The organism is Terrabacter tumescens, from assembly GCF_014646815.1.
In the GTDB taxonomy this organism is placed as follows: domain Bacteria; phylum Actinomycetota; class Actinomycetes; order Actinomycetales; family Dermatophilaceae; genus Terrabacter; species Terrabacter tumescens.
Window position 1 is genome coordinate 439401 of the sequence record NZ_BMNZ01000005.1, and the last position, 20688, is coordinate 460088.

At 72.1% G+C, this 20688-nt stretch carries 17 protein-coding genes; 10 read left to right on the plus strand and 7 right to left on the minus strand.

Features of this window, described 5'->3' with window-relative positions; genetic code table 11:
• Positions 1-42: 42 nt before the first annotated feature.
• Complete coding sequence (locus tag IEY30_RS15190) at positions 43-714, minus strand: alpha/beta fold hydrolase (RefSeq protein ID WP_030198651.1); 672 nt, start codon at positions 712-714, stop codon at positions 43-45.
• 11 nt (positions 715-725) lie between these two features.
• Positions 726-1763, minus strand: coding sequence for an L-threonine 3-dehydrogenase (gene tdh / locus IEY30_RS15195; protein WP_030198646.1), 1038 nt, complete (start codon positions 1761-1763; stop codon positions 726-728).
• A gap of 32 nt (positions 1764-1795) precedes the next feature.
• Between tdh and IEY30_RS15200 the strand changes: the two genes are divergently transcribed.
• From IEY30_RS15200 to IEY30_RS15210, 3 genes are all read left to right on the plus strand, one after another.
• A complete protein-coding gene (locus IEY30_RS15200; protein WP_229675023.1) occupies positions 1796-2341 on the plus strand; it encodes a Fur family transcriptional regulator in 546 nt (181 codons plus the stop codon).
• 94 nt (positions 2342-2435) lie between these two features.
• A complete protein-coding gene (locus IEY30_RS15205; protein ID WP_081920499.1) occupies positions 2436-3470 on the plus strand; it encodes an ABC transporter ATP-binding protein in 1035 nt (344 codons plus the stop codon).
• Positions 3467-5212 carry an ABC transporter permease gene (locus tag IEY30_RS15210; RefSeq protein WP_030198636.1) on the plus strand — a complete coding sequence of 582 codons (1746 nt, stop codon included), beginning with the start codon at positions 3467-3469 and terminating at the stop codon, positions 5210-5212. Before IEY30_RS15205 ends, IEY30_RS15210 begins: the two co-directional genes overlap by 4 nt.
• Here the strand turns inward: IEY30_RS15210 and IEY30_RS15215 are convergent.
• From IEY30_RS15215 to IEY30_RS15230, 4 genes are read right to left on the minus strand one after another with little or no spacing between them, the layout of a single operon-like run.
• Positions 5185-7386: an alpha-galactosidase gene (locus tag IEY30_RS15215; RefSeq protein ID WP_030198633.1), complete on the minus strand. Its 2202-nt coding sequence runs from the start codon at positions 7384-7386 to the stop codon at positions 5185-5187. The genes IEY30_RS15210 and IEY30_RS15215 overlap by 28 nt on opposite strands.
• 1 nt (position 7387) lies before the next feature.
• Positions 7388-8305, minus strand: coding sequence for a carbohydrate ABC transporter permease (locus IEY30_RS15220; protein ID WP_030198629.1), 918 nt, complete (start codon positions 8303-8305; stop codon positions 7388-7390).
• Position 8306: 1 nt separating this feature from the next.
• Positions 8307-9200, minus strand: a complete 894-nt coding sequence (locus tag IEY30_RS15225; RefSeq protein ID WP_030198626.1) for a carbohydrate ABC transporter permease — start codon at positions 9198-9200, stop codon at positions 8307-8309.
• Positions 9201-9216: 16 nt separating this feature from the next.
• Positions 9217-10569, minus strand: a complete 1353-nt coding sequence (locus IEY30_RS15230) for an ABC transporter substrate-binding protein (RefSeq protein ID WP_030198622.1) — start codon at positions 10567-10569, stop codon at positions 9217-9219.
• Positions 10570-10954: 385 nt separating this feature from the next.
• Between IEY30_RS15230 and IEY30_RS15235 the strand changes: the two genes are divergently transcribed.
• From IEY30_RS15235 to IEY30_RS15265, 7 genes are all read left to right on the plus strand, one after another.
• Positions 10955-12952, plus strand: coding sequence for a beta-galactosidase (locus tag IEY30_RS15235; RefSeq protein WP_030198620.1), 1998 nt, complete (start codon positions 10955-10957; stop codon positions 12950-12952).
• Positions 12953-12954: 2 nt separating this feature from the next.
• Positions 12955-13731 (plus strand): DeoR/GlpR family DNA-binding transcription regulator, encoded by a 777-nt coding sequence (locus tag IEY30_RS15240; protein ID WP_030198613.1) that lies wholly within the window; start codon positions 12955-12957, stop codon positions 13729-13731.
• Positions 13731-14858: a galactose-1-phosphate uridylyltransferase gene (galT, locus tag IEY30_RS15245; protein ID WP_030198610.1), complete on the plus strand. Its 1128-nt coding sequence runs from the start codon at positions 13731-13733 to the stop codon at positions 14856-14858. Before IEY30_RS15240 ends, galT begins: the two co-directional genes overlap by 1 nt.
• Positions 14855-16039 carry a galactokinase gene (gene galK / locus IEY30_RS15250; protein ID WP_043416840.1) on the plus strand — a complete coding sequence of 395 codons (1185 nt, stop codon included), beginning with the start codon at positions 14855-14857 and terminating at the stop codon, positions 16037-16039. The genes galT and galK overlap by 4 nt, the downstream gene beginning before the upstream one ends.
• Before the next feature lie 303 nt (positions 16040-16342).
• A complete protein-coding gene (locus IEY30_RS15255) occupies positions 16343-17683 on the plus strand; it encodes an MFS transporter (protein ID WP_052358562.1) in 1341 nt (446 codons plus the stop codon).
• A gap of 64 nt (positions 17684-17747) precedes the next feature.
• Positions 17748-19187 carry a pyridoxal phosphate-dependent decarboxylase family protein gene (locus IEY30_RS15260; protein ID WP_030198605.1) on the plus strand — a complete coding sequence of 480 codons (1440 nt, stop codon included), beginning with the start codon at positions 17748-17750 and terminating at the stop codon, positions 19185-19187.
• Positions 19188-19318: 131 nt separating this feature from the next.
• A complete protein-coding gene (locus IEY30_RS15265) occupies positions 19319-19894 on the plus strand; it encodes a hypothetical protein (protein WP_156035293.1) in 576 nt (191 codons plus the stop codon).
• A gap of 60 nt (positions 19895-19954) precedes the next feature.
• On the opposite strand, the gene IEY30_RS15270 is transcribed toward IEY30_RS15265, so the two are convergent.
• Positions 19955-20575 (minus strand): superoxide dismutase, encoded by a 621-nt coding sequence (locus tag IEY30_RS15270; RefSeq protein ID WP_141822755.1) that lies wholly within the window; start codon positions 20573-20575, stop codon positions 19955-19957.
• Positions 20576-20688: the final 113 nt, after the last annotated feature.

Below are 20688 nucleotides of genomic sequence, written 5' to 3' on the forward strand. Positions count from 1 at the left end.
TGCGCAGCCGGGCGAACTCCCCCGTCCGTCAGGAGCGCCCGCTCACGGCTCCGGCCCGTCGAGGAAGGCGTGCGTGAGGTCGGCGAGCTCGCGCGCCGACTCGGTGTTGACCAGCGGTCCGGCACCGTCGATGACCTGGACGCGCGCATCGGGCAGCTGCTGCGAGAGCTCTTGTGCCGCAGCGACGCCCGCCTTGTCCTTGGACCCGGCGACGACGAGCGTGGACGCCGTGACCGAGCGCAGCGACTCCGTGCCGTCGAAGCCCTTGAGGGCGTCGAGCACCGCGAGCATCCGGGGGCGAGAGACTCCGGCGTCGACGAGCTTGCTCTCCGGCACGAGCCGCATCGCGAGCCGCTGCACGCGCAGCGCGCCCTTGGACGGTCGCACGAGCGCGCCGGCGAGCACGAGGCGCCCGACGAGCTCGGGCCGCTCGACCGCGAGGCGCAGCGCGACGCTCGCCCCGACCGACACCCCGACGAAGTCGGCCTGCCGCACCCCTTGCAGCTCGAGCTCGTCCGCGACGCCGGAGGCCGCGGCCCCGAGGTCGAAGCCGACGGGGTCCTTGGGCTTGAGGCCCTTCATCCACGGGGCCGTCATCGGGCGGCCGGCGCCGTAGGCCGAGACGAAGTCCTGCCACGCGATCGGTGACTGGCCGAGGCCGTGGAGGAGGACGAGCGGACGGGGACGATCCTGCGGGTCGGGAGCGGACGGCATACGAAAGCCCTTCAGCTCCAGTCGAGGACGACCTTGCCGCACTGGCCGGACCGCGCGGTCTCGAAGGCCTCCTCCCACTGTTCGGCCGGGAAGCGGTGCGTGATGACCTGCGAGACGGCCGACCGGAAGCGCTCGGACGTCGCGATCATCTGCGACATGGCGTACCAGGTGTCGTACATCTCGCGGCCGTAGATGCCCTTCAGCGTGATCATGTGGGTGATGACCTTGCCCCAGTCGAGCTCGTAGGACTGGTGCGGCAGCCCGAGGAGCGCGATGCGGCCGCCGTGGTTCATGTTGGCGATCATGTCGCTCACGGCCGGCGCGGCACCCGACATCTCGAGGCCGATGTCGAAGCCCTCCTTCATGCCGAGGTGGGCCTGCGCGTCGGCGAGGCTCTCGCGCGTCACGTTGATCGTCAGGTCGGCGCCGGCGTGCTCGGCGAGCCCGAGCCGGTAGTCGCTCGCGTCGGTGACGACGACGTAGCGGGCGCCGGCGTGGCGCGCGATCGCCGCGGCCATGACACCGATCGGCCCGGCGCCGGTGATGACGACGTCCTCGCCGACCATCGGCCACTGCAGCGCCGTGTGGGTCGCGTTGCCGAGCGGGTCGAAGACGGCGCCGAGGTCGGGGTCGAGGTCGGCGGGCTGGACCCACGCGTTGCTCGCCGGGATGACGACGTAGTCGGCGAAGGCGCCGTCGCGGTTGACGCCGATGCCCTGGGTGCGGATGCAGAGGTGGCGCCGACCGGCACGGCAGTTGCGGCAGCGACCGCAGACGATGTGCCCCTCGCCGGACGCGCGGTCACCGATCGCGACACCCGTCACGTCCTCGCCGACCTCGACGACCTCGCCGTAGAACTCGTGGCCGATGACGAGCGGCGGCTTCACGGTGGCCGCCGCCCAGTCGTCCCAGCCCGCGAGGTGCAGGTCGGTGCCGCAGAGGCCGGCCCGCATGACGCGGATCTTGACGTCCGCAGGCCCGCACTCGGGCTCGGGGCGGTCGACGAGCGAGAGGCCGGGGCCTGCGGTCAGCTTGGTGAGTGCGCGCACGGGGAGAGTCTGCCACTGCCGATAATGGGCAGGTGTCCCCGTCCCCCGAGAGCGCGCGCGACAGTTCGCGCGACAGCGCGCCCGACACTGCCCGCGTGGCCGGCGCCGTCTCCCGGCTGCGGTCCGCGGGTGAGCGCGTCACCCCGGCGAGGTATGCCGTCCTGCGCGTCGTCGACGCCGCCGACCTCGCCGACGAGCACCTGACGGCCGAGCAGATCGGCGCGCGCGTGGCCGACGTCGAGCCGACCGTGCACCGGGCCACCGTCTACCGCACCCTCACCTCGCTCGTCGAGACCGGCGTGCTCTCGCACGTGCACCTCGGCGGCGCGGCCACGGTCTACCACCTCACCGAGGCGCCGGCGGGCCACGACCACGACGCCGCCCACCAGGCCCACCTGGCCCACCACGCGCACGTCCAGTGCCACACGTGCGGTCGCGTGCTCGACGTGCCGCCGCACACGTTCGACGCGGTCGCGGCGCAGCTGCGGGAGCAGCTCGGCTTCGTCCTCGACACCGGGCACGCGGCCCTGCTCGGCACGTGCCGCGAGTGCGCCGACGGAGGCATCGCTCACACCTGAGCGCCGGGCCTCTCGGCACGGAGTTGACTGGAGGGGAGGCGCGCTCGCGCCCAGCAGCGCGCCACGCGGTCGACGGGATCGGGAGGCGAGGAGCATGGCCGCCATCGAGGTGCGCGGGCTACGCAAGGTCTACGGGGAGGTCGCCGCGGTCGACGGCATCGACCTGACGGTGCAGGAGGGCGAGGTCGTCGCCCTGCTCGGCCCCAACGGCGCGGGCAAGACCACGACGGTCGAGATCCTCGAGGGCTACCGGGCCCGAGACGGCGGCACCGTGTCGGTGCTCGGGCACGACCCGGGCTCCGGCGGCCGGGCCTTCCGCGAGCACATCGGGGTCGTGCTGCAGGAGGCTGGCTTCGAGGACAGCTTCACTCCCCGGGAGCTGCTCCGGCTGCACGCGGGCTACTACCCGCACCCGCGGCCGGTCGCCGACGTCATCACCCTCACCGGCCTCGAGGAGAAGGCCGACGCGCGCGTGCGCACCCTCTCGGGTGGCCAGCGGCGCCGACTCGACCTCGCGCTCGGCATCGTCGGCGACCCCGACGTGCTCTTCCTCGACGAGCCGACGACGGGCTTCGACCCGTCGGCCCGGCGGCGGGCGTGGCAGCTCGTCGAGGGACTGCGCGACCTCGGCGCGACGATCCTGCTGACGACGCACTACCTCGACGAGGCGGAGCACCTCGCGGACCGCGTCGTCGTCATCGACCACGGCAGGGTCCTGGCCGAGGGCACCCCCGACGAGCTGGCGGCGGCCGCCGGCGCGGCGACGGTCATCTCCTTCCGCCTCCCGACCGGCCTCGAGCCCGACGACCTGCCCCCGCTCGGCCTCGAACGCCGCGTCGCGGGCAGCGTCGTGGAGGTGCGCACCGAGACCCCGACGGCCGACGTCGCGGCCCTCGCCACGTGGGCGCTCGGCCGCGGCCAGGAGCTCGAGGCCCTGACGCTCATGCGCCCGCGGCTCGAGGACGTCTACCTCGACCTCGTCGGTGAGGCCGGCCGGAACGGTACCGAACCAGACCCCGACCCCGGCTCCGGCTCCGGCTCCGGCTCCGGCTCGGCAGACTCGGCCGACCCGGCAGACCCGGCCGTGCCGCTCACGCGAACCGGGGCCCGCACGGAGGCCCGGTCATGACCGCCCTCGCCGCGCGACCCGGCGCAGGCACCGGCACCGGCAGTCCGCACGTCGCGGAGGCCGCCATGCTCGGGCGCCAGACGCGGCACGAGCTCGTCAGCCTCGTCCGCACGCCGGTCACGCTCATCCTCAGCATCGGCCTGCCCCTGCTCTTCTTCGTCCTGCTGTCGGCGCTCATCGGCAACGAGGTGCTCGACCCGGTGCAGGGCGTGCGCCTCGTCCAGTTCCTCGCACCGGGCATGGCCTCGTTCGGGGTCGTCATGGCGACGTTCTCGTTCCTCGCCGTCGGGCTCGCCGAGGCTCGCGCCACCGGCGTCGTCAAGCGCCAGGCCGGCACGCCGGTCCCGCGCTGGGTCCTCGTCGGCGGCCGTGTCTGCGCGGCTCTCGTCCTCGGGCTCGTCGCCGCCGCGCTCGTGCTCGTGACCGGGGTCCTCTTCTACGGCCTCGTGCTGCCCGGGCGCTCGATGGTCGCGGTGCTCGTGACGATGCTGGTCGCGTCGGCCAGCTTCAGCGCGCTCGGACTCGCGCTGGCGACGGCCCTGCCGACGATGCAGCTGACGCTGGCCGTGAGCAACGGCGTCGTCATCCCGCTCGCCTTCGTCAGCGACATGTTCATGGTCGGCGCGCAGATGCCGCCGGCCCTCTCGACGCTCGGGTGGATCTTCCCGCTCAAGCACCTGACCGCGATCTTCTCCGACGCACTCAACCCCTACCTCACGGGCTCGGGCTTCCAGCTCGGCCACCTGGCCGTCATCGCGCTCTGGGGGCTGCTCGGGGCGGTGGTGGCCACGGCGCTGCTGCGCCGCGACGAGGACCGCAGCACCGCACGCGGTCGGCGCGCGGCCGACGCGACCGGCGCCCACGCGGACGCGAAGGTGGGTGCGCACGTGGGCGCCCGGGCCCGCCGCCGGGCTGCGGACGCCGTCCCCCGTCGCAGCGGATCGCCCTCTGTCGTCGAGCTGCTCGTCGACCAGCTGCGGCACGCGCAGGCGCTCCTGTGGCGCGATGCATCGGCCGTCTTCTTCGCGGTGGCGTTCCCCGTCGTGCTCGTCGCCATCATCCCGTCCGTCAACGGCGGCGGTGACCGGCTGATGGCGAGCGGACTGGCGCTCGGCACGTTCTACGCCGGAACGATGGCGGTCTACGGCGCGGCCGTGACGGCCTACGTCAACATGCCGCAGGGTCTGGCCGAGGACCGCGAGCGCGGCGTGCTCAAGCGCACCGGCGGCACTCCCCTGCCGGCGGCGGCACTCGTCACCGGGCGCGTCGCCGGAGCGGTCGGTGTCGCCCTCGTGACGGGTCTGGCCATCGCCGTGCTCACCGCGCTCGCCTACCGGCCCGCGTGGCCGCCTGGACTGGCGGCGGCCGTCCTGACCCTCGTCGTCGCCACGGTCTGCTTCGCCGTCGTCGGCCAGGCCGTCATGACGTTCGTCCGCTCGGCCCAGGCGGTCATCGGGGTCACCCTCGGCACGCTCCTGCCGCTCGCCTTCGTCTCCGACATCTTCGTCGTCGGAGCGAAGTTCCCGACCGTGCTCGAGTGGGTCTCGTGGATCTTCCCGTTGCGGCACGCCTCGGCGGCCATGGCCGAGGCGCTCGCGCCGGACGTCACCGGCACGGGCCTGGCGTTCGGCCACCTCGGCATGCTCGTGGCGTGGACCGCCGTTGCCGCCGTGGTGCTGTCACGCCGATTCCGCTGGGAGGCAAGGGAGTCCGGTCACACCGCCCGGACGTCGAGGAGGTAGCCCTGGGCCGGTCCGACGACCGGCACGGGCAGCCCCACGCCGACCAGGACCGAGCCCGGCACGACGAGGCCCTCGTCGGCGAGCGCCAGGTCCCACCACGGCGGACCCTGGTGCTGCACGACGGCGGGGAGCCCGGCCTCGGCACGGACGCGGACGGCATACGACCGGCTGGGGTCGAGGCCCGGGAGCGGCAGCGAGCCGGTCACCGCGTCGCGGCCCGTCACGAGCCGGGCGATCGTGTATGCCGCGTGGCTGCGGTCCGCGTCGACCGTGCCCGTCACGAGCACCGTGCCGTCAGGGCTCTCGGAGCGCACGAGGTCACCGGTGTGGAGCAGCGGACGCAGCTCGCGCGCGAGCGACGTCCACCTCGTGAGCGCCTCGAGCTCGTCGTCGGAGCACGTCGTGATGTCCCACTCGAGGCCCGGGTGACCCTGGAGCGCCATGAGCATGCGGAAGCCGAGGTCCACGGTGCGGTGCGTCGTGTGCGCCGTCCCCGGGCCGATGTGCGTGCCCATGAGCTCGGCCGGCACGAGCAGGCTCGTCCAGCGCTGGATGTTCGCCCGCTCGAGCGCGTCGTTGCAGTCGCTCGTCCAGATGCGGTCGGTGTGGTCGAGCACCTCGAGGTCGACGCGTGCGCCTCCGCTGCTGCACGACTCGATCTCGAGCCGCGTGTGACGGGCCCGGAGGTCGTCGAGGAGGCGGTAGTAGGCGAGCGTCTGCTCGTGGACGGCGACGGCGTCGATCCGCCGACCGCCGGGGGCACCGGGGTCGCCGACCGTGTGCACGGCCTCGAGGAGGTCGCGGTTGTGGTCCCACTTGATGTAGTCGATGCCGAGGTCGGCGACGAGTCCGCTGATCCGCTCGAGCAGCTGGTCATAGGCGGCGGGGTTGGTGAGGTCGAGCAGCTGCTGCCAGCGCCACTCGCGCGGCGCACCGGCGGCCGGGCCGAGCACCCACTCCGGGTGCTCGCGCACGAGGTCGCTGTCCTCGTTGACCATCTCCGGCTCGAACCACAGCCCGAACTCGAGGCCGAGTCCCTTGACGTGGTCGACGAGGGGGTGCATGCCCTCGGGCCACACGTCGGTCGAGACGACCCAGTCGCCGAGCCCGGCGCGGTCGTGCCGCCGGCCGCCGAACCAGCCGTCGTCGAGGACGAAGCGCTCGACCCCGATACGGGCGGCCTTGTCGGCCAAGGCCTTCAGCTGGTCGAGGTCGGTCTCGAAGTAGACGGCCTCCCACGTGTTGAGCACGACGGGTCGCGGTCGCGAGGGGTGTCCGGCTCGAGCGCGGAGGCTGCGGTGGAGGCGGCGCGAGAGGCCGTCCAGACCGTCGGTGGAGTGGACGAAGACGACCGTCGGGGCGGCATACGACTCCCCCGGCGCGAGACGGACCTCGCCGGGTGCGAGCAGCTCGCCGCCGCCGATGACGGCGTGGTGGCGGCCCGCGCCCTCGGGGAGCGCCTCGACGAGGTGCTCGTGGTTGCCGCTCCACGCGGTGTGCACGGCCCAGACCTCGCCACTGCCCCAGTCGAACCCGCGGGTGCCGGCCATGAGGAGCAGGGTGGCGTCGTGGCCGGTGCGACCACGACGGCTCGCCCGCAGGTGGGTGCCGTGGTCGAGGGCGCTGCGCTGCGGCGAGCGCTCGCGGCACCAGCGACCCGTGAGGTCGAGGATCTCGTCGGCGCGCAGCGGCAGCGGCAGGAGCGCCCGCAGCGCGGCGACGTCGAGCGGGGCGGAGTCCTCGCCCGTGTTGGTGACCGACGCGTCGACGCGGAGCACGCCGTGCTCGTCGAGCGCGTGCCGCAGCTCGAGGCGTATGCCGTCCGGCGAGCTCGCGCGCGTCACGATCGCGCCGCCCTCGGCCACGCAGGTGACGTCGTTCCAGCGCACGGCGCCGGCGCTGCCGGCCCGGTGGCCCGCCCAGCCGGGCGTGCCCTCCCAGCCGTCGGCCTCGCCCGGCAGCACCGTGAGCGGCCACGGCTCGTCGAGCGAGCTCGGGGGCCGCGGCGCCGTCGTGAGCGCGGCCAGGGCGGCATAAGCGCTCGCCCCGCCCTCGAGCACGGGACCCCAGTGGAGCACCTCGGGCAGGCCGGAGCCGCCGGGGCGCGGCTCGAGCACGAGCGCGGTCCCGGCGGACTCCAGGTGGACGATGGGCTGGTCGAACAGGTCTGTCACGTCATCCCTTGGTCGCGCCGAGCGTCAGGCCCGCCACGAAGTGTCGTTGGAGCACGAAGAAGATCACCAGGGTGGGGATCGCGATGATCATCGACCCTGCCGCAACGAGGTTGTTGTCGGTGAAGAACTGTCCCCGGAGGTTGTTGAGCGAGCTCGTCACCGGGTACTTGTCGCCCTGCTGGAGCAGCACCGTGGCCCAGAAGAACTCGTTGTAGATCCACGTCGTCTGCAGCACGGCCAGCGCGGCGAGGGCCGGACGGCAGAGCGGCAGCGTGATCTGGAAGAACTGCCGCGTCACGCTCGCGCCGTCGATGACGGCCGACTCGTAGAGCTCCTTGGGCAGCGCCTTCATGTAGTTGCTGAGCACGAAGGCGCAGAAGCCCGTCTGGAACGCGACGTTGACGAGGATGAGGCCCTGGAAGCTGTTGAGCAGCGTGCCCGACTCGCTGAACCAGAACGGCACCTCGATGGAGCGGAACATCCGGTAGACCGGGATGAGCAGCGCCTGGGGCGGCAGCAGGTTCGCGGCCATGAAGAAGCCGAGGAGCGCGAGGTTGATCTTCCACGAGAAGCGCGCGACGACGAAGGCGACGCAGGCCGATAGGAACAGCGTCAGCAGCACGGCCGGGACCGTGATGATGAAGGAGTTCCAGAAGTGCAGGCCGAAGTCGCCCTGGCTCCAGGCGTTCTTGTAGTTGTCGAGCGTGAACCCGCCCCACGAGATGTAGCCGTTCTTCGCCGTGAACGCGTAGTCGCGGAAGGAGTTGACGAGTGCGAGCAGCAGCGGGAACAGCCAGATGAGCGAGATGACCGTGAGGATCACCGGCAGGAACCAGCGACGCCCCGACTGCGGACCGCCCTCGCGAGGCTTGAGCAGCGCCTGCGTCCGGTCCTCGACCGGGTCGGCAGTGACGGACATGTCAGTCCTCCTTCATGGCGATGCGCAGGTAGATGAAGACGAGCACGCTCGAGATGGCGAGCATGATCGTCGCGAGCGCCGACCCGAAGCCGATGCGACTCGCCTCCCCGACGACGTTCTGGGTGACGAGGGTCGAGATGAGCTCGAGCCCGTTGCGGCCCTTGTTGATGACCCACACGAGGTCGAAGGCACGCAGCGACTCGATGAAGGTGACGACGAGGACGATGATGTTGATCGGTCGCATGACCGGGAAGACGACCCGGAAGAAGGTCGTCGTCTCGCTCGCGCCGTCGATCTTGGCGGCCTCGCGCAGCGACGGGTCGACGCCCTTGAGGCCGGCCAGGTAGAGCAGCATGATGTAGCCGGAGTGGCGCCACGTCGCCGCGACGAGGGCCGCCCACAGGTTGACGTCCGGGTCGCCGTACCAGTCGGTCGTGCCACCCGTGATCGCGTTGAGCAGGCCCTGGTCCCGCGAGTAGATCAGCTGCCAGATGAAGCCGATGAGGGCCAGGGACAGCACCACCGGGAGATAGATGCTCGTCTGGTAGAACCGCGTCCCGGCCACCCCGCGGTCCACGAGGATCGCGAAGAGCATGCCGAGCGGGGTGGCGATGAAGAACATCACCGCCAGCCAGATGAGGTTGTGCTGGATCGCCGGCCAGAACGGCGGATAGATCGTCGCGATGTCCCGGTAGTTCTGCAGCCCGACCGACTTGATGCCGGAGAGCGGCCCGATCCCGTCCCAGTTGGTGAAGGAGAGCAGGACCGAGCCGATCGCCGGAAGCCAGACGAGCCAGAGGACCAAGAGGGTCGGCACGACGACCATGAGCGCGACGACGATCTTGTCGCGTGCGGAGAGCTGGTCGATGCCTCTGTACCTGCGCTTGCTCGCCATGGTCAGTCGCCTCCCGTCAGGAACCGAAGATGCTCTTCTTCTGGGCCTGGATGCTGGTGCACAGGCCGTCGATGTCCTTCGGGTTCTTGATGAAGCTCTGGATCGCCGGGATCATGACCGTCGAGGCGAAGTCCGGACGCGTGTCGCGGTCCATGAACTGCGTGATCGACTTGGCGGACTTCACGAACTCGGCGGACTTCTTCTGCAGGGCCGTGTAGCCGCTCGTGTCGGCCTTGTCGTTCGTCGCGATGACGCTCGGGTCGGCCTTGAGGGCGAGGAGCTGGGCCTCGGGCTGCGAGATGTACTGGAGCAGCTTCTTGGCGGCCGGCTCGTTCTTGGGACGGGCGCTCATCATGTAGCCGTCGATCGGGGCCTCGACGGCGTCGGTGCCGATCGTCGAGTCGATCTCCGGGAAGCCGAAGAAGTCGAGGTCGTCCTGCTCGGCGCCCTTGGTGAACTGCTGGGCGAGGAACGAGCCGAGGACGTACATGCCGGACTTCTTCTGCTGGAGCGACTGCGCCGCCTCCTGCCACGTGCGGCCGAGCGAGTCGGACTGGTGCAGCGGGAGGATGCCTGCCCAGGTGTCGAAGACCTTCTTGACCTTGGGGTTGGTCCAGTCCTCCTTGCCGGCCATCAGGCTGACGTGGAAGTCGTAGCCGTTGACGCGCAGGTTGATCTGGTCGAACGTGCCCATGGCGGGCCAGCCGTCCTTGTCACCGAAGGCGATCGGGTCGAGACCGTCCTTCTTCATCTGCGCGCCGAGGGCGTTGAGGTCATCGAGGGTCTTGGGGACCTCGTAGCCCTTCTCCTGGAAGACGCTCTTGCGGTAGAAGACCGCCCACGGGTAGTTCGTCATGGGCACGAAGTACTGCTTGCCGTCGGCGCCCGTCGACGCCTTCTTCAGCGCGTCGCTCATGCCGGTGATGTTGGCCCACACGTCGGAGATGTCCCCGGCGAGGCCCTTCTCGGCGAAGAACTGCATGCGGTAGCCGGCGAACCACGTGAAGACGTCGTCCGGCGAGCCCTGCAGGTAGTTGTTGATGTTCTCCTGGAAGGAGTTGTGGTCGACGGTGTTGATCTTGACCGTCGTGCCCGAGTTGGCCTTCTGGAAGGCGTCCATGTACGCCTGGACGGCGGCCTTCGGGACGGCGTCCGACTGGTTGGACCCGACGGTGACGGTGCCGGTCACGGCACCCGTCGGGACGCCGGTGCCGCCGCCGTCGCTGGAGCCGCAGGCGGCGAGGCCGCCGGCTCCGAGGAGGGCGCCGACGCCGAGGGCGCCGCGCAGCAGGGTCCGGCGGTCGACGCCGCGGACGGAGGGGGGAACCATGCGGGCCAGGTACTCGGCCTCGTTCGAGGGGCGGGTCATGTGCGGTCTCCTTTGACGCTGTGCCGGGTTCGTTGTGGGCGAAGGGGACAGAGTCGAACATCCGTCACCAGAAACCTCCAACAACAAACAGAGGATGTCGGCGCGCGGTGGCGCTGTCAAGGGATTCGTCGAGACCCACAGAGGTCCGCGACCGAACCGAGACCTACCGTTCCGGGCACCTCGCGGATTTACACCGTTGTAAACGGAATTCGTGCACAAACGCGGGCATCGGGGCCTTCCGGCCGCTCCCGGCGGTGGCGCGGAGCGGTCGCCACTACGCCCTCCGTGCCACTCGTCGCCTGACCCGTGCAGGCGCGGGACACGCCGCGACGAATGTGTTTGAAAATGTTGACATCGCGCCGAGCGAGGCGACACCCTGTGTCCCATGCGCTCATGGCCGACGAAGACCCTGGCACTCGGTGGCGACTACAACCCCGAGCAGTGGCCCCGCCCTGTCTGGGACGAGGACATCGAGCTGATGCAGCGAGCCAACATCTCGTTCGTCAGCCTCGGGATCTTCTCGTGGAGTTGGCTAGAGCCGGCCAAGGGCGAGTACGAGTTCGAGTGGCTCGACACGATCCTCGACAAGCTGCACGCGGGCGGCATCGCCGTCGACCTCGCGACCGCGACCGCGACCCCGCCGCCGTGGCTCTCGGCCGCGCACCCCGAGATCCTCCCCGTCGACGTCGACGGCCACACGCTCTGGCCGGGCAGCCGCCAGACGTGGTGCCCCACCTCGCCCGTCTTCCGCGAGTACGCCGTCGCCCTGACCCGGCAGCTGGCCACGCGCTACCACGAGCACCCGGCCCTCGCGATGTGGCACGTCTCCAACGAGTACGCCTGCCACAACCTGCCCTGCTACTGCGACGAGTGCGCGCGCCACTTCCGCACCTGGCTCCAGCGCCGCTACGAGGGCCTCGACGTGCTCAACGACGCGTGGGGCACGGCCTTCTGGAGCCAGCGCTACACCGACTGGGAGCAGATCCTGCCGCCGCGCCGGTCGACGACGTTCAACAACCCCACCCACGTCCTCGACTACAAGCGCTTCAGCTCCGACGCCCTGCTCGAGCACCTGCGGGCCGAGCGTGCCGTCCTCGACGAGCTCTCCCCCGGCGTGCCGGTCACGACGAACTTCATGACGCTCGACCACTTCCGTCACCTCGACTACACGCAGTGGACGCCCCTCGTCGACGTCGTCAGCACCGACCACTACATCGTCGACGCGCTGCCCCACCCGCGTGCCGAGCTCGCCTACAGCGGCGACCTGACGCGCGGTCTCGCCGGCGGCGCCCCGTGGATGCTCATGGAGCACTCGACGAGCGCGGTCAACTGGCAGCCGACCAACCACGCCAAGGACTTCGGCCAGACGATCCGTGACGCGCTCGCGCACGTGGCCCGCGGCGCCGACACGATCGGCTGGTTCCAATGGCGCCAGTCGCGGGCCGGCTCGGAGAAGTTCCACAGCGCCGTCGTGCCCCACGCCGGCGCCGACAGCGCGCGCTTCCGCGAGGTCGAGGAGCTCGGTCGCATCGCCGGCCGTCTCGGCGAGCTCGTCGGCAGCCGCGTCGAGTCGCGCGTCGCGATCCTCCACGACTACCAGGCGATCTGGGCCGCCGAGGGCCCGTGCATGCCGAGCTCCGAGCTCGACGCCCTGACCGCCGCCCAGGCGATCCACCGGGCGCTGCACGACCGCGGGGTCACGGCGGACGTCGTGCACCCCTCGGCCGACCTCACGGCATACGCCGTCGTCGTCGTGCCGCAGCTCTACCTCGTCACCGACGAGCACGCGGCTGCCGTCGCGGCTGCGGCCGCGGCGGGCGCGCAGGTCGTCGTCACCTACTTCTCCGGCATCAGCGACGAGAACGACCACGTGCGCCTGGGCGGCTACCCCGGCGCGTTCCGCGACCTGCTCGGCGTCCGCGTCGAGGAGTTCTTCCCGCTCGGCCCCGACGGGACCGTCGCGCTCGCCGACGGCACCGGCACGTGGTGGAGCGAGGACGTGACCGCCCTCCCGGGCACCGACGTCCTGACGACGTATGCCGCAGGCCCCCTCGTCGGCCGCCCCGCGGTGACGCGCCGGGCGGGCGAAGGCGACGCCGGATCCGCTTGGTACCTCAGCACGCTCCCCGACGACGCGACCCTCGGAGCCCTGCTCGACGACATCCTCGCCGCCGGCGGCGTCGAGCCCGCGGTGGCCGACCTCCCGCGCGGTGTCGAGACGACGCGGCGCAGCGACGGCCCCCGGTCCTGGCTCTTCCTGCTCAACCACACCGACGCGGAGCAGGTCGTTGCGGCGAACGGGTACGACCTCGTCGCGGACGCCCCTGTCGACGGCCCGGTCCGTCTCGCCCCCGGTGGCGTGGCCGTGCTCAGGGAGGACTGACGATGCTCGCCAGCCAGCGGCGCTCCGTCATCCTCGAGCTCGTCGAGGAGTCGGGGGCGGTCAAGGTCTCCGACCTCGTCGAGCGTCTCGGCGTGTCCGACATGACGATCCGCCGCGACATCGAGCGCCTCTCGAGCGACGGCCTGCTCGAGCGGGTGCACGGCGGCGCCCTGGCGCTCGGCGACGCGCGCAGCAGCGAGGAGCCGGGCTTCTCGGCGAAGTCGCTGCTCCAGCTCGCGCAGAAGCAGGCCATCGCGCGTGCCGCCGCGCAGCGCGTCGAGGTCGGCAGCGCCATCGGCATCTCGGCCGGCACGACGACCTACGAGCTCGCCCGTGCGGTCAAGGACATCCCCCAGCTGACCGTCGTCACGAACTCCGTCCCCGTCGCGCAGCTGCTCCACGAGTCCGGCGCACCCGGGCAGACGGTCGTGCTGACGGGCGGCGTGCGCACCCCGTCCGACGCCCTCGTCGGCCCCGTCGCCGTCGCGGCCCTGCGGGCGCTGCACGTCGACCTGCTCTTCCTCGGCGCGCACGGCGTCGACGACCGCACGGGCCTGACGACCCCCAACCTCGTCGAGTCCGAGACCAACCGGGCGCTCGTGTCGTCGGCCCGCCACGTGTGCCTGCTCGCCGACTCCTCGAAGTGGGGCACCGTCGGGCTCAGCACCTTCGCCGACCTGGCCGACGTCGACCTGTTCGTCACCGACGACGCCTTCCCGGAGCGCGCCCGCGCCGCCGCGCGCGAGGTCGTCGGCTCCCTCGAGATCGCGGAGGCATGATGTCCATCCCCAGCCGGACCAGCATCCGCTTCACGTCGCGCAGCCTCGCCGACGGTCGCGAGATCATCTACGTCGACGAGCCGGGCACCCCCGAGCGCACGGCGCAGGACCCGCGCCCGGTCGAGCCGCGGGTCCAGTCGGGCGAGCTGCGCCACGACGCGCTCGTCGACGACTGGGTGGCCGTCGCGGCCCACCGCCAGCACCGCACCTTCATGCCGCCGAAGGACGAGTGCCCGCTCTGCCCGGCCGGGCACGGCTCGGTGCCGTCCGAGATCCCCGAGAGCGACTACCAGGTCGTCGTCTTCGAGAACCGCTTCCCGTCGTATGCCGTCACCTCGGTCGGCGCCGACGTCCCCGACCCGACGGGGATCTTCGGCACCCGCCCGGCCGTGGGTCGCTGCGAGGTCGTGTGCTTCACGAGCGACCACGAGGCCTCGTTCAAGGACCTGCCGGTCGAGCGGGTGCGCACCGTCATCGACACGTGGGCCCAGCGCACCGAGGCCCTCGGCGCGATCCCCGAGGTCGAGCAGGTCTTCGCCTTCGAGAACCGTGGCAAGGAGATCGGGGTGACCCTGCCGCACCCGCACGGCCAGATCTACGCCTACCCCTACGTGCCCGACCGCACCAAGGCCCTGCTCGAGGCGGCCCGCCGCCACCACGATCGCACCGGCCGACTGCTCGGCGCCGACATCCTCGCCGCCGAGCGCGCCGACGGCTCGAGGGTCGTCGTCTCGGGGACGCACTGGACGGCATACGTCCCCTTCGCCGCGCGGTGGCCGGTCGAGGTGCACCTCGCCCCGCACCGGGACGTGCCCGACCTCGTCGCCCTCGACGACGACGAGCGCGACGAGCTGGCCGTCATCTACCGCGACCTGCTCGGGCGGCTCGACCGCTACTACGTCAACGAGGACGGTTCGCCGGTGAAGCTGCCCTACATCGCCGCGTGGCAGCAGGCGCCGGCGCGGGTGGGGCGTGACGTGTCCCGGCTCCACCTGCAGCTGATGTCGGTGCTGCGCGGCCCGGGGCGGCTGAAGTTCCTCGCCGGGTCCGAGTCGGGCGTGGGCGGATGGGTCAACGACGTGGCCCCCGAGCGGGCCGCCGCCCGGCTGCGCGAGGTGGCCCTGTGAGCGAGCGCACCCCCGGCGAGGTCGTCGACGCCGTGACGTCCGCCTTCGAGGCGGCCTTCGGAGCCGCTCCCACCGGCGTGTGGTCGGCGCCCGGCCGGGTCAACCTCATCGGCGAGCACACCGACTACAACGGCGGTCTGTGCCTGCCGATCGCCTTGCCGCACAGGACGTATGCCGCCGTGTCCCGACGCGACGACGACGTCCTCCGGATGGCCTCGGCGCAGCAGGACGGCGTCGTCGAGGTCGCGCTCGACGACATCTCGCCCGAGCAGCCCGGCGGCTGGGGCTCCTACGTCGCGGGCGTGCTGTGGGCGCTGCGGCGCGACGGCCTGCCCGTCGGCGGTTTGGACGTGCTCGTCGACTCCACCGTGCCGCTCGGGGCCGGGCTCTCGAGCTCGGCCGCCCTCGAGTGCGCCGTGGCCGCAGCCGCGAGCGACCTCTTCGACCTCGACCTGCTCGGCACCGCCGAGGGTCGGGCCCGGCTCGCGGCGCGCTGCGTCGAGGCCGAGAACGAGATCGCGGGCGCCCCGACCGGTGGCATGGACCAGTCGGCGTCGCTGCTGTGCGACGAGGCCGCCGCGCTGCTGCTCGACTGCCGGTCGGGCGAGACCCGCCAGGTGCCCTTCGACCTCGACGCCGCCGGCTACGTCATGCTCGTCACCGACACCAGGGCCGAGCACGCGCTCGTCGACGGGCAGTACGCCGCCCGGCGCGACGCCTGCGAGGCGGCAGCGCGCGACCTCGGCGTCGGGACGCTGCGCGAGATCGACCCGTCCGGGCTCGACGCGGCGCTCGAGCAGCTCGGCTCCGACGAGGTGCGCCGCCGCGTGCGCCACGTCGTCACCGAGATCGAGCGGGTGACTCAGGCGGTCGCCGCGCTGGAGGCCGGTGACCTCGACGAGGTCGGCCGGCTCTTCGACGCCTCCCACGCCTCGCTGCGGGACGACTACGAGGTCTCGTGCGACGAGCTCGACGTCGCGACGGCGACCGCGCGGTCGAAGGGCGCCCTCGGTGCCCGCATGACCGGCGGCGGCTTCGGAGGCTCGTGCATCGCCATCGTGCGCGCGTCTGAGGCCGACGCCGTGGCGGACGCGATCACGGCGGCCTTCGCCGAGGCCGGCTTCACAGCGCCGGCATCCTTCACCGTCACCGCCTCGGGCCCCGCCCACCGGGACGCCTGACGTCCGGGAGTGGGCACTCGACGACACGCCCGTCGAGTGCCCACTCCCCGACGCGGCACGGCTGCCGACGCGGCATGACTGCCCCGACGCGGCACGACTGCTCTCCCGGTGACCGAGTGACGCGGCATACCGGAGCAGTCGACCGGTGACCGGGCAGTCGACGGATGGCCGGGCACTCGGGCGCCGACCCGGCAGTCGACGGATGGCCGGGCACCCGGGCGCCGGCCGGTCAGTGGGCGAGGGCGCGAACCGGGTCCACGGCGAAGCGGCCACCCGGGTGCGCGCACTCACTAGGGTGCGGGCATGACCTCGGCGACGACGCCGGCCTCGAGCCCGCCCCTGCCCGCCTCGGTGCGCCGCGGCTACGGCCTCGGCTCCGTTGCGACGGGGTCGTTCGGCACCGTGCCGGGACTGCTCCTGCTGCCTTACCTCACCGACCGGCTCGGGGTGCCCGCAGCCGCGGCGGGCGTCATCGTCTTCGCCCCCAAGGCGTGGGACGTCGTGCTCAACCCCGTCGCGGGCCGCATCAGCGACCGCTCGACCCACCCGGACGGCCGTCGACGTCCCTTCCTCATCCGGGCCGGGCTGCTCCTCGCCGCGGCGTTCGCGCTGCTCTTCCTCGGCCCCACCGCGCCGCAGTGGCTGGCCGCCGGGTGGGTCGCCGTCGCCTACCTCGCCTGCGCGACGGCCTACAGCTTCTTCCAGGTGCCCTACGTCGCGATGCCGGCCGAGATCACCGACGACTACGACGAGCGCACCCGGCTCATGACGTGGCGGGTCGCGATCCTCGCGCTCGCGATCCTCGTCAGCGGCGGCGCCTCACCTGCGATCCGTGACGCGCTCGGCCCCGAGTGGGGCTATCGCGCCGTCGGCTTCTTCGTCGCCGGGCTCATCGCGCTCGGCGCGTGGGGAGCCTGGCGCAGCACCAGGTCCGCGGTGGTCCGCACCGGCGTCGTCACGAGTGCGACCTTCGGCGACCAGCTGCGGATCATCCGCTCCGACAGGCCGTTCCGGCTCCTGCTGACGACGTTCGTGCTCCAGGCCCTGGCGACCGGCGCGATGCTCGCCGGCGTCGACTACGTCGCACGCTGGGTGCTCGGCACGCCGCTGTCGGCGACGCTGCTCTTCGTCTGCTTCGTGGCGCCCGCCCTCGTCGTGACGCCGCTCTGGCAGCGCTTCGGCACCGCCCGGGGCAAGAAGCCCGGCTACCTCGTCGCGTCGCTGCTGCTCGGTGGTGGCGCGCTCGCCCTCGTGCTGCTGCGAGCCCTGCCCGAGCCGGCCGTCTACGCCTGCGTGGCGGTCGTCGGCATCGGCTACGCCGGCGCGCAGATGTTCCCGCTCGCCATGCTGGCCGACGTCGCGAGCCGGACCGCCGAGGCCCGCACCCGCGTCGGCCTCTACACCGGCGTCTGGACGGCTGGCGAGACGCTCGGCCTGGCCCTGGGACCTGCCGTGTATGCCGCCGCGCTGGCCCTCGGCGGCTACGAGTCCTCGGGGGCCGGCTGGGTCGCGGTCCAGGGCGAACGCACCCTGACCGCCATCGTCCTCGGCTTCTCGCTGGTGCCGGCGGTCCTCGTCGCCGCCTCCCTCCTGGCCCTCCGAGCCTTCCCCTCCCCCGCCCACCCCTCCCCCGGTTCGAGGTGATCCCGGCGGCCGCCCCGGTGTCGGCATCACCTCGAACCTGCCCCGGAAAGGACGTCAGGAGCGCATGACGATGGACCACGACGAGATCCGGAACGCCTTGCAGGCCATGCGGGCCCGCGACCTGCCGACCCACGGTGGTCGCACGCTGGCCTACGTCTACGACTCCGGCCTGGCCTCGGCCGACGCCATCGGTCGCGAGGCCCTCGCCGCCTTCGCCTCGACCAACGGCCTCGACCCGACCGCCTTTCCCTCCCTGCTGCAGATGGAGAACGACCTCGTCGGCATCGCCGGCCGGCTCGTCGACGCCCCGGACGGCTTCGCCGGCGTCGTGACCTCGGGCGGCACCGAGTCGATCCTGCTCGCGGTGCTCGCAGCCCGCGATGCCCGCCCCGACGTCGCCGCGCCGCGGATGGTCCTGCCGACGACGGCGCATGCCGCCTTCCACAAGGCGGCCCACTGGCTCCGGGTCGAGCCGGTGCTCGTCGACGTCGACCCCGCGACGAAGCGCGCCGACCCGGCGGCGATGGCGGCCGCGATCGACGACCGGACCGTGCTCGTCGTCGCCTCGGCGCCCTCCTACGCCCACGGCGTCATCGACCCGGTCGAGCCGATCGCGGCTGCGGCCGCTGCCGCCGGCGTGCGCTGTCACGTCGACGCGTGCATCGGCGGGTGGGTGCTGCCCCACCTGCGCGACTCGGAGGCGGGCCAGCTGCCGTGGACCTTCGGCGTCGAGGGCGTGACGAGCCTGTCGCTCGACCTGCACAAGTACGCCTACACCCCCAAGGGCGTGTCGGTCCTGCTGCACGCCTCCGCCGAGCTGCGCCGCACCCACCTCTTCGCGTCGGCCCGGTGGCCGGGCTACACGATGCTCAACACGACGGCCCAGTCGACGAAGTCGGGCGGTCCGGTCGCCGCCGCGTGGGCCGTCGTGCACCACATCGGGGCCGACCGCTACACCTCACTCGCCCGCGACGCACGCCAGGCCACGCTCGACCTCGCGACTGCGGTGGACGGCATACCCGGTCTGTCGGTCGCGGCTGCCCCGGACTCGACCCTGCTCGCCCTCGTCACCGACGACTCGTGCGACGTCTTCACCATCAGTGACGAGATGCTCGAGCGCGGGTGGTTCGTACAGCCCCAGATGCGCTTCCGCGACCTGCCGGCCACGCTGCACCTCACCTTCAGCGCGGCGACCGCCGCGTCGTCGGACCTCATCGCCACCGACCTCGCCGACGCGACGGCGGCGGCCCGCGCCGCCGGACCTGCCGCCCTGCCGGCCGAGCTCGTCGCGATGGCCTCGGCGATCGACCCGGCCACCCTCGACGAGGCGACGTTCACCGGGCTGCTCGCCGCGGCCGGGCTCGCCGGCGGCGACGGCGAGCTGGTGCTGCCCGAGCGGATGGCCCCGGTCAACGCCCTGCTCGACGCACTGCCGCCCGAGCTGCGCGAGGTGCTGCTGCTCGGCGTCGTCGACCGCCTCGCCCGCCCGACCCCACCGCGCTGACCGACTGCTCCCACTCCTGACGACTGCTCGCCCGGTGACCGGGGGACACGGCATACCAGAGCAGTCGCACCAGCGCAGAGCAGTCGGTCCCACACCGGGCACGGGTCCCTCGCGTCGCCTAGCATCCGGGCATGACGCGTACACAGGGGATCACAGCACGCGCGCTCGGACTCGCCGTCGCAGCAGCCCTGCTCACGGGGTGCACCAGCGCCACCTCGTCGCCGCCCACCGCGACGCCAACCTCGACCCAGCCGCTGAGGAGCACGTCACCCGCAGGGGGTCCGTCGCCGGCGACCGACGCGGGCACGGCCACGGCGCTGGCCTGCGGCACGGCCCCGAATGCCCTGATCGACCGGGCCGGCGTGTCCCTCGCCGCGCATCCGGGCGCCATCATCGGGACGACCTACGTCTTCGCCGCCACGACCGACACGGGCGACTGGTACGTGCTCGGTGTCGACCGGGCGTACGTGCACGACGACGGCACCCCAGCCATGGGCCCTGAGGGCGGCGAGTCGCGGACGCTAGCCCTGACCAACCCGGCGCGAACGACTGACGGCTCGGTGGCGATGATCCCCCTGACCGTGGCTGTCTCGGAAAAGCTGCCGGTGTCGTGGGAGCGCGTCTCGTGGACCGGCGACACGCTCGCGGCCGGCAAGCGTGCCGCGGCACGCGCGCAGGACTGCCTCGACGCACAGCGCCGGACATGACGAAGGGCGGGCACCGTCGGGCGCCCGCCCTTGTCGTGTCGGTCGTGGTGACCGGGATGCTCAGGCCGGGAGGATGAGTCCCTTGGTGGCCTTGGCGCGCTCGAGGCGGGCGGCGACGTCCTCCCAGTTGACGACGTTCCACCAGGCCTTGACGTAGTCGGCCTTGACGTTCTCGTACTGCAGGTAGAAGGCGTGCTCCCACATGTCGAGCTGGAGCAGCGGGATCTGGCCGACGGGGATGTTGCCCTGCTGGTCGAACAGCTGCATGATGTGCGGCCGCTCGGCGATGGTGTCCCACGCGAGGATCGACCAGCCAGAGCCCTGGATCGCGTTGGCGTTGGCGTTGAAGTGCGCCTGGAACTTCTCGAACCCGCCGAAGTACTCGGTGATCGCCGCGGCGACCTCACCCTCGGGCTGGCCACCACCGTCGGGGCTCATGTTCTTCCAGAAGACCGAGTGGTTCGTGTGACCACCGAGGTGGAAGGCGAGGTTCTTCTCCACACCGTTGAGGGCGGCGTAGTCGCCCGACTCGCGCAGCTCCTCCAGCTTGGTGACGGCGGCGTTGGCGCCGTCGACGTAGGCCTTGTGGTGCTTGCTGTGGTGCAGCTCCATGATGCGAGCGCTGATGTGGGGCTCGAGGGCGGCGTAGTCGTAGTCGAGCTCGGGAAGCGTGTAAGCCACTTGTCGTTCCTTTCTGGAGACCATCCGGCTCCGTCCACTCTATGCCGCGCCGTCGGGGCGCAAACAGGGGTGTCCGTGAGCAGGGCTGTGGGTCACGTACCCACTTCAGCCAC

Bases quoted from the DNA above. Each gene is read 5' to 3' on its own strand.
- IEY30_RS15190 (WP_030198651.1), bottom strand. From the start codon at position 714: ATGCCGTCCGCTCCCGACCCGCAGGATCGTCCCCGTCCGCTCGTCCTC.
- IEY30_RS15225 (WP_030198626.1), bottom strand. From the start codon at position 9,200: ATGGCGAGCAAGCGCAGGTACAGAGGCATCGACCAGCTCTCCGCACGC.
- IEY30_RS15210 (WP_030198636.1), top strand. From the start codon at position 3,467: ATGACCGCCCTCGCCGCGCGACCCGGCGCAGGCACCGGCACCGGCAGT.
- IEY30_RS15265 (WP_156035293.1), top strand. From the start codon at position 19,319: ATGACGCGTACACAGGGGATCACAGCACGCGCGCTCGGACTCGCCGTC.
- IEY30_RS15240 (WP_030198613.1), top strand. From the start codon at position 12,955: ATGCTCGCCAGCCAGCGGCGCTCCGTCATCCTCGAGCTCGTCGAGGAG.
- IEY30_RS15255 (WP_052358562.1), top strand. From the start codon at position 16,343: ATGACCTCGGCGACGACGCCGGCCTCGAGCCCGCCCCTGCCCGCCTCG.
- IEY30_RS15205 (WP_081920499.1), top strand. From the start codon at position 2,436: ATGGCCGCCATCGAGGTGCGCGGGCTACGCAAGGTCTACGGGGAGGTC.
- IEY30_RS15220 (WP_030198629.1), bottom strand. From the start codon at position 8,305: ATGTCCGTCACTGCCGACCCGGTCGAGGACCGGACGCAGGCGCTGCTC.
- IEY30_RS15230 (WP_030198622.1), bottom strand. From the start codon at position 10,569: ATGACCCGCCCCTCGAACGAGGCCGAGTACCTGGCCCGCATGGTTCCC.
- galT (WP_030198610.1), top strand. From the start codon at position 13,731: ATGTCCATCCCCAGCCGGACCAGCATCCGCTTCACGTCGCGCAGCCTC.
- IEY30_RS15235 (WP_030198620.1), top strand. From the start codon at position 10,955: ATGCGCTCATGGCCGACGAAGACCCTGGCACTCGGTGGCGACTACAAC.
- IEY30_RS15260 (WP_030198605.1), top strand. From the start codon at position 17,748: ATGACGATGGACCACGACGAGATCCGGAACGCCTTGCAGGCCATGCGG.